The organism is Kitasatospora sp. NPDC048298 (assembly GCF_043201465.1).
GTDB lineage: Bacteria > Actinomycetota > Actinomycetes > Streptomycetales > Streptomycetaceae > Kitasatospora.
In genome coordinates this window covers 54,797-67,753 of sequence record NZ_JBICYZ010000006.1, presented here as the reverse complement: position 1 = coordinate 67,753, position 12,957 = coordinate 54,797, and the positions used below count along the sequence as shown (strand labels likewise).

At 73.6% G+C, this 12,957-nt stretch carries 12 protein-coding genes and 1 pseudogene; 5 read left to right on the top strand and 8 right to left on the bottom strand.

Annotated features, from left to right (window positions below; genetic code table 11):
• Nucleotides 1-20 precede the first annotated feature (20 nt).
• On the top strand, nt 21-716 hold the full coding sequence (locus ACGF0D_RS07240) for an ArsR/SmtB family transcription factor (RefSeq protein ID WP_392914243.1): 696 nt from the start codon (nt 21-23) through the stop codon (nt 714-716).
• A gap of 67 nt (nt 717-783) precedes the next feature.
• Here the strand turns inward: ACGF0D_RS07240 and ACGF0D_RS07235 are convergent, their stop codons facing one another.
• The 4 genes from ACGF0D_RS07235 to ACGF0D_RS07220 form a co-directional block, all read right to left on the bottom strand.
• Nucleotides 784-1,293 carry a DinB family protein gene (locus tag ACGF0D_RS07235; protein ID WP_392914242.1) on the bottom strand — a complete coding sequence of 170 codons (510 nt, stop codon included), beginning with the start codon at nt 1,291-1,293 and terminating at the stop codon, nt 784-786.
• A 52-nt stretch (nt 1,294-1,345) separates the two neighbouring features.
• A complete protein-coding gene (locus ACGF0D_RS07230; RefSeq protein ID WP_392914241.1) occupies nt 1,346-2,143 on the bottom strand; it encodes a VOC family protein in 798 nt (265 codons plus the stop codon).
• A 124-nt stretch (nt 2,144-2,267) separates the two neighbouring features.
• Nucleotides 2,268-4,721: a germacradienol/geosmin synthase gene (locus ACGF0D_RS07225; RefSeq protein WP_392914240.1), complete on the bottom strand. Its 2,454-nt coding sequence runs from the start codon at nt 4,719-4,721 to the stop codon at nt 2,268-2,270.
• 198 nt (nt 4,722-4,919) lie between these two features.
• Nucleotides 4,920-5,267 (bottom strand): DoxX family protein, encoded by a 348-nt coding sequence (locus ACGF0D_RS07220; RefSeq protein ID WP_392914239.1) that lies wholly within the window; start codon nt 5,265-5,267, stop codon nt 4,920-4,922.
• Between the two features lie 264 nt (nt 5,268-5,531).
• Here ACGF0D_RS07220 and ACGF0D_RS07215 point away from each other — a divergent pair, with 264 nt between their 5' ends.
• Nucleotides 5,532-6,182, top strand: coding sequence for an HhH-GPD-type base excision DNA repair protein (locus tag ACGF0D_RS07215; RefSeq protein WP_392868398.1), 651 nt, complete (start codon nt 5,532-5,534; stop codon nt 6,180-6,182).
• Between the two features lie 160 nt (nt 6,183-6,342).
• Here ACGF0D_RS07215 and ACGF0D_RS07210 read toward each other — a convergent pair whose 3' ends face one another.
• Nucleotides 6,343-7,869 (bottom strand): MFS transporter, encoded by a 1,527-nt coding sequence (locus ACGF0D_RS07210; RefSeq protein WP_392914238.1) that lies wholly within the window; start codon nt 7,867-7,869, stop codon nt 6,343-6,345.
• Between the two features lie 132 nt (nt 7,870-8,001).
• Between ACGF0D_RS07210 and ACGF0D_RS07205 the strand changes: the two genes are divergently transcribed.
• Nucleotides 8,002-8,979: a helix-turn-helix transcriptional regulator gene (locus tag ACGF0D_RS07205; RefSeq protein WP_392914354.1), complete on the top strand. Its 978-nt coding sequence runs from the start codon at nt 8,002-8,004 to the stop codon at nt 8,977-8,979.
• On the opposite strand, the gene ACGF0D_RS07200 is transcribed toward ACGF0D_RS07205, so the two are convergent.
• Together ACGF0D_RS07200 and ACGF0D_RS07195 are read right to left on the bottom strand one after the other, a co-directional pair.
• A complete protein-coding gene (locus ACGF0D_RS07200; protein ID WP_392914237.1) occupies nt 8,976-9,860 on the bottom strand; it encodes a hypothetical protein in 885 nt (294 codons plus the stop codon). The genes ACGF0D_RS07205 and ACGF0D_RS07200 overlap by 4 nt on opposite strands.
• Nucleotides 9,861-9,869: 9 nt before the next feature.
• Nucleotides 9,870-10,388, bottom strand: coding sequence for a YbhB/YbcL family Raf kinase inhibitor-like protein (locus ACGF0D_RS07195; RefSeq protein ID WP_392868404.1), 519 nt, complete (start codon nt 10,386-10,388; stop codon nt 9,870-9,872).
• Between the two features lie 86 nt (nt 10,389-10,474).
• Here ACGF0D_RS07195 and ACGF0D_RS07190 point away from each other — a divergent pair, with 86 nt between their 5' ends.
• Together ACGF0D_RS07190 and ACGF0D_RS07185 are read left to right on the top strand one after the other, a co-directional pair.
• The gene (locus ACGF0D_RS07190; protein ID WP_392914236.1) at nt 10,475-11,146 is read left to right on the top strand and encodes a rhomboid family intramembrane serine protease; all 672 of its coding nucleotides are present in this window, start codon (nt 10,475-10,477) and stop codon (nt 11,144-11,146) included.
• Nucleotides 11,147-11,286: 140 nt separating this feature from the next.
• A complete protein-coding gene (locus ACGF0D_RS07185; RefSeq protein ID WP_392914235.1) occupies nt 11,287-12,453 on the top strand; it encodes a hypothetical protein in 1,167 nt (388 codons plus the stop codon).
• On the opposite strand, the pseudogene ACGF0D_RS07180 reads toward ACGF0D_RS07185, so the two are convergent.
• Nucleotides 12,350-12,868, bottom strand: a pseudogene (locus ACGF0D_RS07180) (helicase HerA-like domain-containing protein); the annotation flags it as partial. The gene ACGF0D_RS07185 and the pseudogene ACGF0D_RS07180 sit on opposite strands and share 104 nt — an antisense overlap.
• Nucleotides 12,869-12,957: the final 89 nt, after the last annotated feature.

Below are 12,957 nucleotides of genomic sequence, written 5' to 3'. Positions count from 1 at the left end.
CGTGCCCCGACCATGGAGGCATGACGCTAGCCGCCTTCGCCGCCCTGCTCGCCGACCCCACCCGCGCCGCCATCTGCACCGCGCTGCTCGACGGCCGCGCGTGGACCGCCGGCGAGCTGGCCCGGCACGCGCGCGTCGCGCCGTCCACGGCCAGCGAGCACCTGTCCCGGCTGATCGCGGGCGGCCTGCTGGCCGAGGAACGGCAGGGCCGGCACCGGTACGTCCGGCTGGCCACGCCCGCGGTGGCCACGCTGATCGAGGACCTCACCGTCTTCGCCGAGTCCGGCCCCGGCCGCGCGACCGCGCCCCGGACCCTCGGCGAGGCCACCCGGCTGAGCGCCGAGGCCCGCGCCCGTACCTGCTACGACCACCTGGCCGGCCGCCTCGGCGTCGCCGTGTCGGACGCGCTGCTCGCTCGCGGCCTGGTCACCGAGGAGGGCGGGCTGGCCGTCACCGAGCGCGGCCGGGACTGGCTGGCCACGCAGGCGATCGAGCTGCCGCCGCGCTCGGGCCGCCCGGGCGGGCGCCCGGTGGTGCGCGGCTGCCTGGACTGGACGGAGCGCCGCCCGCACCTGGGCGGGGCGCTGGGTGCGGCGCTCTGCCGGGCCGCCCTGGACCGTGCCTGGGTGGAGCGGATCGGCTCCGGCCGGGCGCTTCGGGTCACTCCGGACGGCGGTCGGGCGCTGCGCGAGCTCCTCGGCGTCGAGTTGCCCTGAAGCGTCGAGTGCCTGGTGGCGGGGCATCCACCCGCCACCACCCGCCACACGACCGCCCCCGTCCCGCTCAGCCCATCGTCTTCGCCCCGTCCAGCGACTCCCGGATGATGTCCGCGTGCCCGGCGTGCTGCGAGGTCTCGGCGATCAGGTGCAGCACCACCCGCCGGGCCGACCAGGCCGTCCCCGGCGGGAACCAGGGCGTGACCGGCAGCTCATGGGCGAGGCCGAGGTCGGGCAGGGTCCGGATCAGCTCGTCCGTCTCGTGCGCCACCCGCTCGTACTCGGTGAGCAGTCCGGCGAGCGTGTCGCCCTCCGCCATCCGGAACTGGGCCGCCCAGGCCTCCGCGTCGCCGGGGCCGTGCTCCCCCTCCCTGCCCCGCATCGCCTCCGCTCCGCCGGTGACGAACCGCGCCCAGCGCGCCTCGACCGCCGCCACGTGCTTGATCAGTCCGCCGAGGCTCAGCTCGCTGACCGTGGCGCGTTCGGCCGCCTGCGCGTCGGTGAGGTCCCGGACGGTGCGCCGCAGCAGGCCGCGGTGCTTGTTCAGCGTCTCGACGAGCTCCTCGCGCTCACCCATCGGCAACTCCCCTCGGTCGCACCGTCGTTCAGCACGCTACCCGCCCGCCCCGTCAGGCCTCCACCGTCTTCGGCTGATCGCCGACCGTCCGTCCGAGGTCGATCAGCCCGAAGGCCGCGCCCTGCTGGTCGCCGACCGCCGCGAACCGGCCGAACGGGCTGTCCATCGGCCCGAAGTACACCTTGCCTCCGCGCTCCGTCAGCCGTCCGATCGCGGCGTCGGTGTCGTCCACCGCGAAGTAGACGCTGACGTACGAGGGCGCCTCGGGCGGCAGGAAGTCCCCTTCCGCGCCCATCCGGCCCAGCACCGGCCGGTCGCCGACCTGGAACAGCCGGTAGTCGAAGTCCCCGCCCTCCATCTTCCGCACGCCGTACGGGAACACGGCCGGGAAGAAGGCGTCCGCCTTCGCGGGCTCGCGGGTCACCAGCTCGGCCCAGCTGTAGGCGCCGGGCTCACCCTGTTTCTCGAAGCCCTCGTGCCGCCCGGCCTGCCAGACCCCGAACACCACGCCCGCCGGGTCCTTGGCGATCACCATCGTGCCGAAGTCGCCGACCTGCAGCGGCCCCATGGCCACCTCCCCGCCGTTGGCGCGGATCCGCGCCGCAGTAGCTCCGGCGTCCGGCGAGGCCAGGTACAGGCACCAGGCGGACTTGGCCTCCGCGCCGGGCATCGGCGGCACGATCGCGGCGACCGCCTTGCCGCCCGAGTACGCCTGGGTGTAGTTGCCGAACTCCGACGAGCTCTCGCCGAAGGTCCAGCCCAGCACGTGGCCGTAGAAGGCCTTCGCGCCCTCCAGGTCGGTGAACATCGCGTCGGCCCAGCAGGGCGTGCCCTCAGGTAGCGCGGCCATCTCTCTGCCCTCGTGTGTGGCGAAGTGCGCGCGCCGGGAGGGCGCGTGCCGCCCCCGGTTCGCCAGCCTAGCCACGACGCGGCGCACCCGCACGGGATGGCCCGCGCGGGTGCGCCGTGCGACGTCAGCCGTTCGCCGACAGGCGCAGCGAGGCCGTCCCCAGGCCGGTCGGGCCGAGCGGCACCGGGGGCATCGCCGAGGCCGTGGGCACCGAGGGCGCCACCGGCACCGCCGGCCCCGTAGGCGCCTCGGCGGCCGCCGCCGTGGCCGCCCGCCGGGCCCGCGAGGCCTCCGCCAGGTCCCGTCCCGCGCCGAAGTGCCGCTCCAGGTCGGCCGTCCCGTACCGCCGGCAGCCCTCGTGCCAACTCAGGATGCCCGCGAGCCAGTTCTGCAGTTCGCCCACGTATCCGTCGAGCAGCTCCCGGGCCGCCTGCTCCAGCCCGAAGTCCGCGTACATGACCGGGAGTTCCTTCTGCGCGACGTGCTGGAACTGGTCCAGCCGCGAGTGCATCAGGTCGTCGACGATCCGGACCGCCGATTCGTAGTCGCAGTTGAAGAAGTTCTGCACCACCAGGACGGTGTTGTGCAGCTCGCCCTCGTACTCGACTTCCTTCTGGTACGAGAAGAGGTCGTTCATCATGCACGCGTAGTCCATCGCGGAGCTCTCCAGCGCGCGCATCGAGCCGTGGTCGTACACCTCCGGCGGCACGGACTCCCCGTGGCCGAGGCGGGAGAGGCTCGTGGTGAGCTCGGAGCCGAAGGTGGAGCGGCGCATCTCCAGGTAGTCCACCGGGTCCGGGATCCGGTTCTGGATCTGGTTGGCCAGCTCCCAGATCCAGCTGTCCAGCATCGCCTCGACCGCCGTCCGGAACCGGCCCCTGGCCTCGACGGTCATCGGGCCGGCGGTGCGCTCCCAGATGTCGGCGAGGCCGCGCTCCAGCGCGTTGGCGGGCTCCGGCGCGGGGGTGCCGTCCACCGGCATGAACAGCGACAGCCGCGCGTTGGCGGCCTTGGCGCCGCCCAGGTCACGGGTGTGCCCGAAGGCCCGGGGGTAGTAGTCGTCGGCCCAGGTGCCCCAGGCCAACCAGGCCGAGGCGATGTCGAGTTGGTCGGCCGTGGCGTCCGGGTGGATGCCGGCCGCGCAGAGCGGGAGGTCGTAGTCGCGCATCGACGCGGCGTCCCAGATGCCGGACGCGGGGGCGCCCGGCTCCGCCGAGAGCAGTCCCATCCGCTCCGCCCACTCGACCACGCGCTCCCGGGCGCCGTCCAGGTGGGGGCTCAGCCGGAGTTCGTACGGCAGCCTGAACTCGGGCAACCTGGAGGGCCCGACAGCCCGGTACGGCACGTGGCCGTACGACCGCGCCCGCCGCCCCTCCGGGCCCGCCGCGCCCCTGGCCACCGCCGTCGCGCGCTTCCCCACCGAGGCCGCCGCGACTGCCGGGTCTGCCGGGGCCGTCATGGCGGTGCTGCGCAGGATGTCCAGTGCCGAGGTGCCGATGCCCCCGATCGCGTACTGGTCCCACCAGTTGCCGCCCCCGGACCCGCCCGATCCGGGCGCCACCTCACCGCCCGAACCCCCGGCCGCCCCACCACCGTTCATGTACCGGCTGGAGCGCAGGTGCCACTCGTGCCCACCGGACTGCCAGTCCTGGAGGCCCTTGACGTACGCCATCACCCGGGCGCGGCCCGCCGGGTCGAGCCCGGTCTCCGCGAACAGCACCGGCAGTTCGGTGAACACGGTGTTCTCGAACTGCTGGAGCCGTGAGGTGAGCAGGTCGTTGACCGCCTCGGCTGCCTCCTGGGTGGAGCACTCCAGGAACCGCTCCAGCACCAGGACGCCGTTGCTCAGCTCGCCCTCGTCCTCAACCTCCCGCTGGTACGAGAAGATGTCGTTGCGCAGGTGCACGCTGTCGGAGAAGGCGTCCATCAGCACCCGCAGCGCCCGCGAGCCCGACACCTCCTGCGGCACCTCGGCGTCGGCCGCGTACTCGACCAGTTGCGCGGACCAGGGCGCGCCGCCGACCTTGCGGCGCATCTCGATGTACTCGACCGGGTTCGCCACCCGGCCCTCGCCGATGTTGGCGAGCTCCCACAGCGACTCGTTCAGCAGGTTCCGGGTGCTCGCGGCGAACCGGATCCGCCAGTCCTCGCCCATCGCCGGCACGGTGCGCCGCCACAGGTCGGCCAGCCCCGCCTCGACCGGGTTCTCCGGCTCGGGCAGCTCGGCGCCCGGGTCGGCCGGCATGAACAGCGGCAGCCGGTCGAGGTGGGCCTTACCCGCCTCGCGGTCGTTGGTGCGCTTGAACATGTCGAGGAAGTAGTCGTCGAAGAAGAAGACCCACACGTACCAGTCGGTGACCAGCGACAGCGCCTCGGCCGACGCGTCGGGGTGGGTGTACGCGCAGAGCAGGCCGTAGTCGTGGGCGTCCAGGTCGGCCTGATCCCAGATTCCTGATCCCTCCAGCATCCCCATCTTCCGGGCCCAGGCGGTGGAGTGGGCCCGCGCCTCGTCCAGATGGGGGTTGAGGCGTGCCGGGTGCGGCACGTAGAAGGACGGCAGTTCGAACGGCTGGGTCACGGCGGGCGGGCCTTTCTGGACGCGTCGGGTGGACCAAGAATGACCCGCCGTCAGGTCACCGCATCGGCACAACCAAAATAGTCATATGAAATGACTCGCCATGCCCACCCGAATCCACCCACCCGGCCGAGCGCCCTCCCCGCCCCGCACGCCCCGACAACCGCCCCCACACGCAAGGCCCGTAGGGGCGGCCCCGATTCAGGACGCGAGGCCGAGGGCGATGGAGGCCGCGGCGGGCGCCAGGTAGAGGAGGGGGAAGGGGACGTGGGCATAGGCGCGGGCACGCAGGACGGTGAGCACGGCGCCGAGGAAGTAGAGGACCACTCCGACCGCGGCCGCGTAGCCGACGGCCGGGACGGCGAGGCCGGCCAGCAGGCCGAGGGCTCCGGCCGCCTTGGCGAAGCCGAGCCAGGGCCACCAGGCGCGCGGGACGCCGTAGTCGGCGAGGGGCTTCACGACGTACTCGGCGCCGGCGAAGACGGAGTAGGCCGAGAAGCCGACCATGAGGGCGCCGAGGACGGTGACGACGGTGTGGGCGACGGACATTGGAGTGCTCCTCATTCGACGGCTGTTCGGTTCGACACTCCCCTGACCCGCGACACCCGACGGATGTGACGGACGCGGGCAAAAAATATTCCGCGCCACTCCGCCGTTGTCCTCGACAACCGCTCCGCCAACGAACTATGCAGCTCCGGCAAGGCCTTGAAGAGACAAGACTTCCCCGGTCACGGGCGTGTTGACTGCGTACGGCAACGCCGCTTCCACCAGACTGGGCGCCGACCCGACGTCAACTCCGAGGAGGGCAAGCCCATGGACGTCACCGTTCGGCTCGCACAGCAGCCCGAGGCCGACGAACTGCTCGGACGCAGCGCGCTCGCCGCGCTCGTCGGCATGCTGCTGGACCAGCAGGTCCCGATGGAGTGGGCGTTCACCGGCCCACTGACCATCGCCCAGCGCCTCGGCCACGACGACCTGGACGCCCACGAGATCGCCACCTACAACCCGGAGGAGTTCGTCGCGCTCCTCTCCGCGAAGCCCGCGGTCCACCGCTACCCGGCCGCGATGGCCAAGCGGGTGCAGCAGCTCTGCCAGTTCCTCGTCGCACAGTACGACGGCGACGCCGCCGCGCTCTGGAAGAACGTCCGCACCGGCAAGGAGCTGCTCAGCCGCCTCAACGCCCTGCCCGGCTTCGGCAAGCAGAAGTCGCAGATCTTCCTGGCCCTGCTCGGCAAGCAGTACGGGGTACGGCCGGAGGGCTGGCGCGAGGCGGCCGGGGTGTACGGCGAGGAGGGCGCGCACCGCTCGGTGGCCGACATCACCGGGCCCGAATCCCTCACCCTGGTACGGGAGTTCAAGCAGGAGGTGAAGCGCGCGGCGAAGGAGGCCAAGGCCGCCGCCAAGCCGCGCACCACCACCCGCGCGTCCGTCGCCCCCACCGCCGCCCCGACCGGTGCGCGCTGATCACCGACCGACCGAACCGACTGGCCAGACCGATCAGACCGGCCGGACCGACCCACCCGACCGCCCACCCCGCCGGCCGTACGCCGACCGGGCCCTCCCAGAGCGCGACGCGGGCCCCGGCCGCGCCGCGCGACCGGGGCCCGCGCACGGGAGCACTCCGTCAGAGCAGGACCGGCTCCTGCTCCTCCGCGGTGGAACCGGCCGAGCCGTCGGCACCGACCGATCCGGCCGCCGACCCGGCCACCGCAACGGCTGACCCGGCCGCCTTGCGCCGCCGCGGCAGCGCGAACATCAGCAGGAACACCACGAGCAGCACCCCGGCGACCCACCACATCGCGTGCACGAAGGCCCCGCCGAACGCCGTCCCGAGCGCCTCCGGCGCGACCACGTCGTCCATCGCCCCGAAGAAGGCCACCGAGACCAGGCCGAGCCCGAGCGCGTTGCCCACCTGCTGCACGGTGTTGATCAGCCCGGACGCCGAACCGGCGTGCTCGCGCGGCACCTCCGCCAGCACCGCGTCGGTGATCGGCGCGACGATCAGCCCCATGCCGAGGCCCATCACCACCAGCGGCAGCGCCATCTGCCAGGCCGTGATCGCCGTCCCGTACCGGTCCGCCTCCCAGATGTAGACGAGCACGCCCGCCGCCATCACCAGCGCGCCGGTCTGCAGCACCTTCCGCCCGAACCGCGGCACCAGCTTCTGCACCGACAGCCCGGCCGCCGTGGAGACCGCGATCGAGAACGGGATGCCGGTCGCACCGGCCTTGAGCGGGCTCCAGCCCAGCCCCACCTGCATGTAGAGGGTCCAGACCAGGAAGTAGATGCCGAGCGCCACGCCGAAGGCCAGCTGCACGCAGATCCCGGCCGCGAAGGACTTCACCCTGAACAGCGCCAGCTCCACCAGCGGCGAACCGTCCCGCCGCGTCTTGACCCGCTCGTACACCACGAACAGCGCGAACACCGGCAGGCTGCCGGCCATCGACAGGTAGCCCCACAGCGGCCAGCCGGCCTCCCGGCCGTGCGTCAGCGGGTAGATCAGCATCAGCAGGCCGAGGCTGGCCAGCGCCACGCCCACCAGGTCCAGCTTCAGCGCCTGGTCGGCCTTCGACTCGTCGATGAAGCGGCGGCCGAGCAGCAGCCCGGCGATTCCGACCGGCAGGTTGATCAGGAAGATCGGGCGCCAGGCCAGGCCGAACAGGTCCCACTCGGTGAGCAGCGCGCCGATCAGCGGGCCGGAGACCGCGCCCAGGCCGACCACGGCGCCGAACAGGCCGAACACCTTGCCGCGCTCCTCCGCCGGGAAGGTCGCGTGGATGATCGACAGCACCTGCGGCACCATCAGCGCCGCCGTCCCGCCCTGGAGCAGTCGGGTCGCGACCAGCATCTCCGGGCCGGAGGCCAGCCCGCACAGCGCCGAGGCCAGCGTGAAGCCGCCGATCCCGATCAGGAACACCCGCTTGCGGCCGTGGATGTCGCCCAGCCGGCCGCCGGTGATCAGGCCGATCGCGAAGGCCAGCGCGTAGCCGCCGGTGACCCACTGGATGGCGCTGAAGGAGGCGCCGGTGTCCTGCTGGATGCTCGGGATCGCGATGTTGACGATGGTCACGTCCACCAGGTCCATGAAGGAGGCGACCATCACGATCGTCAGCGCGATCCACCTCCGCCGGTCCGCTGCCGCGGTGCTCATTCGGTTGTCCTCTTTCTTACGCACGTCCGGGACGCTCTTCTCCACGCCCATGACAGTACGGGGCATGTAGGTCAGAAGCTGTCCCAGTTGGCAGCCGCCACCGCCGCTCTCCGGGACGGCATGCTGGACGGCATGACCGACACCCCGGCCCGGCTGCTGAGCCTCCTGTCCCTGCTCCAGACGCCGCGCGAGTGGCCCGGCAGCGAGCTCGCCGAACGTCTCGGCGTCAGCCCCCGCACCATCCGGCGCGACATCGACCGGCTGCGCGAGCTCGGCTACCCGGTGCGGGCCAGCATGGGCGCGGACGGCGGCTACCGGCTGGTCGCGGGCACGGCGATGCCCCCGCTGCTGCTGGACGACGAGGAGGCGGTGGCCATCGCGGTCGGGCTCCGCGCGGCGGCCGGGCACGCCGTGGTCGGCATCGAGGAGGCCTCGGTACGGGCACTCGGCAAGCTGCTCCAGGTGCTGCCGGGCCGGCTGCGGCACCGGGTCGGGACGCTCAACTCCGCGACCGTGCCGCTGCTCACCGGGGACGGCCCGACCGTCGACCCGGAGGACCTCACCGTGCTCGCCCGCGCCGTCACCGCCCGGGAACGGCTGCGCTTCGGCTACCGGGCGTACGACGGCGCCGAGACCAACCGACAGGTCGAGCCCGAGCGGCTGGTCTCGGTCGGCCGCCGCTGGTACCTGGTCGGCTACGACCTGGACCGCTCGGACTGGCGGCTCTTCCGGGTCGACCGGGTGAGCGGCCCGGCCACCACCGGCGTGCGCTTCACCCCGCGCCCGCTGCCCGCCGAGGACGCCGCCGCGTACGTGGCGGGCAAGCTGCGCCGCCCGTCACCGAGCGGCACCGTGGTCGCCACCGTGCACGCCCCCGCCGAGCGGGTCCGCCACAGCCTGCGGCCGGGCGACGCGGAGGTCGAGCCGATCGACGCGCACAGCTGCCGGCTCCGCTCCCGCTCGGACTCGCTGGAGTGGACGGCGATGCGGCTGCTGTCGCTGGACTGCGCCTTCGAGGTGCACGAGCCGCCGGCGCTGCGCGAGCACCTGCGCCGGCTCGCCGCCCGCGCCCAGCACGCGGCGGGGGATCAGGCCCAGGCCCAGGCCTAGACCCCGACCCGGTACCAGCCGTTGCCGGAGCGGAACCAGAGCACGCCGTCCCGGCCGTACGCGCGCTCCCGGTCGAGCTCCCCGAGGCCGCCCACCCGCTCACGGCGCACCTCCCGCCAGCCCTTCCGGCTCTCCCGCTCGCAGCGCAGCAGCTCGCCGCCGGGCTGGAGGAACACGGCGCGGTCCCCGGCGATCGCGAAGCCCACCGGTTGCCGGGCCGGGAGCCGCATGACGACGGGCTCGCCCTCGGCGGGGTCGATCCCGGTGAGGTGGCTGCGCTCCCCGTACCAGGCCAGCCAGGTCCGCCGTCCCTCGGTGGCGGCGGCGAGACCCTCCAGCGGTTCGTCGCCCAGCTCCCTGAAGTCCGGCCGCCAGACGATCCGCCCGGCGGTGTCCAGCCCGAGCAGGCCGCACCGGGCCAGCGGGTTGTCGCCGTAGTTGCCCTCGTCCCCGAAGGCCAGCCAGATCCGGCCGTCCCGGTCGGTGGTCAACGCCTGGACGTCGTCGCCGAGTTGCAGCTCCCGGGCCGGACTGCCGTCCGGCCCGAACACCAGGCCGTTGCGCTCCCAGCCGTCCGCCGACTCCTCGGCCCGACGCCCGGCCAGCAGCACCCGCCCGCCCGGCAGCAGCGCCAGGAGGTCGGGCGGGACCCCGACCCCGGCCAGCGGCACCCGCCACTCGCCCTGCGGGCCGCGCACCACCACCTCGCCGTCGAACGGCAGCCGGGCGTACGGCCACGATCCGGCCGGCGCCGCGTACTGCTCCGGCACCACCAGGACGGCCAGTTCCCCGCCCGGCCCGACCGTCCAGGTCAGGGCCCGGCGGCCGGCCCGGACGTCCTCCTCGGGCAGCCGCCAGACCTCGACCGGACGATCGGACACGGCCAAGGCTCAGACCCCGTACTCGGCGGTCAGCAGCGCCCGGCCCAGGGTGTGGAAGGTGAGGTTGAAGCCCACCTGGGCCGGCGGGGTGTCGGCGGCGACGTCCAGCTTCTCGACGTCCAACGCGTGCACCGCGAAGACGTAGCGGTGCGGGGCGCCGGGCGGCGGGGCGGCGCCGTCGTACCGGTTGGACGGGAAGTCGTTGCGGCCGTGGAAGGAGGCCCCGCCGGGCAGGTCGGCGTCCGAGGACCCGGCGCCGCGCGGCAGCTCGGCGGTGTCGGCGGGCAGGCCGAGGGCGAGCCAGTGCCACCAGCCGGAGCCGGTCGGCGCGTCCGGGTCGTAGCAGGTGACCGCGATGCTCCGGGTGCCCTCCGGCAGGCCCGACCAGGACAGCTGCGGCGAGAGGTTGCCGCCGGCGTGGATGAACTCCTGCCCCAACGTGCCGCCTTCGGTGATGTCCTGGCTGCTCAGCCGGAACGACGGCACCTTCGGCAGGAACTCGTACGGCAGCGGCGGGCGATTGCTCATGGGGTGTGCCACCTCTCACGGTCGGAATGACAGAGGTCACTGTAATGGGGTGCACGCACGCTCCCGGCGCCCCTAGAGTCGGTGGCATGGCCGCCAAATTCGCCCAGTTGTTCGCAGACTCCCGCCGCGCGCTGTTCACGATGCTCGGCGTCCAGGCCGTCATCTGGTCGGTGCAGGTGGCCAACTGGCTGGGCGACTACGGGCTGTCGCGGGAGTTCGGCCTCCGCTCGGAGCAGGTCGGCGACCTGCCGGAGATGTTCACCTCGCCGTTCCTGCACTTCAGTTGGAGCCACATCGAGGCCAACTCCTGGCCGCTGTTCGTGCTCGGCTTCCTGTCCGCCTACCGGGGCATGCGGAAGTTCCTGCTGGCCAGCCTGGTGATCGCGGTGTCCGGCGGCCTGCTGGTCTGGCTGCTGGAGAGCCCGAACACCGTGACGGCCGGCGCGAGCGGCATGGTCTACGGCTACCTGGGCTACGTGGTGCTGCGCGGCGTCCTGGACCGCAACGTGCTGGACGCGGTGGTCGGTATCGTCGTCGCGGTGGTCTACTCGACCATCCTGATCGGGGTGCTGCCGGTCACCCCCGGCGTCAGCTGGCTGGGCCACCTCGGCGGGCTGATCGGCGGACTGGCCGCCGCCTTCCTGCTCCGCGACCAGCCGGCCTCGAAGCGGGCCACGCAGTCGGCCGCGAAGCAGGCAAGCACCCCGGACAGCCCGGGAACCGCCCTGCTCAAGCAGCTGGACGAGCTCGGCCTGTAGCCCGCGCCGCGGCCGCCCCGCGGCCGGCGCCACAGCCGGCCGCGGCCCCCGTAACCCACCCGGGCCATCAGGTATAGACCAATCCCGACGCCTGCGGATAGCGTGGACGGCCCACCCTCCCCCAGCTCCGGAGCCGCACCGTGGAGTCGTCCGTCCTCGCCTTCGCCACCGACCTGCTCGACGAGGGCGCCGACACCTTCTTCGGCAACCTCACCGACCGCGCCGGGGTCGGCGGCGTGACCCTCGCCTCGGTCTACCACGAGGCCCGCGACGTCTTCCCGCACAACCCCCGCCGGGTGCTCCGCTACCTGGAGCCGGGCGCGGCGTACTTCCGCCCCGACCCGGTCCGCTGGCTGGGCCGCCGCCTCGTGCCCGTGCCGTCCACCGCGATCGGCGAGCGCGACCCCTTCGCCGAGGCCGCCGAGGAGGCCCGCCGCCGCGGCCTGAAGCTGCACGCCTGGACGGTCTTCTGCCACAACGACCGGCTCGGCTTCGCCCACCCCGACTGCGCCCCGGCCAACGCCTTCGGCGACCGCCACCTCACCGAGCTCTGCCCGGCGAACCCGGAGGTCAGGGAGTACGCACTGACCCTGGTCGCCGAACTGGCCCGGTACGGCGTGGACGCGATCCGCGCCGAGTCCCTGCACTTCCACGGCCTGCGCCACGGCTACCACCACGAGCGCTACTTCGAGGAGCTGGGCCCGACCGCCGAGGCCCTGCTCGGGGTCTGCTTCTGCCCGCACTGCCGCACCGCCGCCACCGCCGCCGGGGTCCCGGCCGAGGAGGTGGCCGAGGCGGTCCGCACCGAGCTGCGCCGCCGGCTGGCCGACGAGGCCGCGGCCGCCGAGCCGGCCGACCTGAGCGCCCTCGCCGACGGCGCCTTCGCCGCCTACGTGGACGCCTCCGCCGCCACCGTCACCTCGCTGGCCGCCGACCTCACCGAGCAGGCCCGCCGGCACGGCATGCGGCTGAGCTTCATGGACGGCGGCGGCCCGGGCAGGGGCTGGCTCGCCGGCATCGACCTGCCCGCCCTCGCGCAGGTCACCGACCAGGTCGAGACCCTCGGCTACGAGCGGACCCCGGAGGCCGTCCGGGAGAAGATCGCCGCCTTCGCCCTGCACGGCGTCCGCCCGCGGTCCATGGCGGTGATCCTGCGCCCGATGTCCTCCGACTGCGACGGCCCGGAGAACCTCGCCGCCAAGATCACCACCCTGCGCGAACTCGGCGTCCCCGAGGTGGAGTTCTACCACTACGGCCTGATGCGGCTGTCCTCCCTGGACCGGATCGGCGCCGCGCTCGCCGGCTGACCGCCCGGCGCCCCGGGCAGCCGGGCAGCCGGACACCGCCGCCCACCCGGCCGCTCAGCGGCGCCGCTTGGACGTCCCGAAGAGGCTCGACCGGCGCCGCCTCCGGCCTGGGGGCGCGCGCCATCAGCTTCTCGTACGCCGACTCCCGCTCGATCGCGTCCCGGTAGCGCGCCGTCAGCGGCGAGGTGTCCACCACCGCCCGCAGGGCCGCCGCCTCGATCGGCCCCGTCAGCGACCGCGACGCCCGCAGCCCGGTCGCCGCGACCGGTGTCGGCGCGCCCCGCTCGGAGAGCTGCTCGGCGATCAGCTGGACGGTCTTGGTCGTGCCGGTGCCGGCGGCCCCGGCGACCAGCCCGTGCCGGTTGAGCGCGCCCAGCGGGATGCGCACCCGGGCGTCCGGGTACGCGGCGCCGTCCACTTCTGAGCGGATCGGAACGCTTCGGAACGCTTCTGCACCGGCGCGGAACCCGATCGGCACCGGGCGATGTTCGCGACATTTCCCAT

What these genes read in the sequence shown, in the direction of transcription:
- ACGF0D_RS07190 (WP_392914236.1), top strand. Translation starts at nt 10,475, where the DNA reads ATGGCCGCCAAATTCGCCCAGTTGTTCGCAGACTCCCGCCGCGCGCTG.
- ACGF0D_RS07240 (WP_392914243.1), top strand. Translation starts at nt 21, where the DNA reads ATGACGCTAGCCGCCTTCGCCGCCCTGCTCGCCGACCCCACCCGCGCC.
- ACGF0D_RS07235 (WP_392914242.1), bottom strand. Translation starts at nt 1,293, where the DNA reads ATGGGTGAGCGCGAGGAGCTCGTCGAGACGCTGAACAAGCACCGCGGC.
- ACGF0D_RS07215 (WP_392868398.1), top strand. Translation starts at nt 5,532, where the DNA reads ATGGACGTCACCGTTCGGCTCGCACAGCAGCCCGAGGCCGACGAACTG.
- ACGF0D_RS07195 (WP_392868404.1), bottom strand. Translation starts at nt 10,388, where the DNA reads ATGAGCAATCGCCCGCCGCTGCCGTACGAGTTCCTGCCGAAGGTGCCG.
- ACGF0D_RS07210 (WP_392914238.1), bottom strand. Translation starts at nt 7,869, where the DNA reads ATGAGCACCGCGGCAGCGGACCGGCGGAGGTGGATCGCGCTGACGATC.
- ACGF0D_RS07230 (WP_392914241.1), bottom strand. Translation starts at nt 2,143, where the DNA reads ATGGCCGCGCTACCTGAGGGCACGCCCTGCTGGGCCGACGCGATGTTC.
- ACGF0D_RS07220 (WP_392914239.1), bottom strand. Translation starts at nt 5,267, where the DNA reads ATGTCCGTCGCCCACACCGTCGTCACCGTCCTCGGCGCCCTCATGGTC.
- ACGF0D_RS07205 (WP_392914354.1), top strand. Translation starts at nt 8,002, where the DNA reads ATGACCGACACCCCGGCCCGGCTGCTGAGCCTCCTGTCCCTGCTCCAG.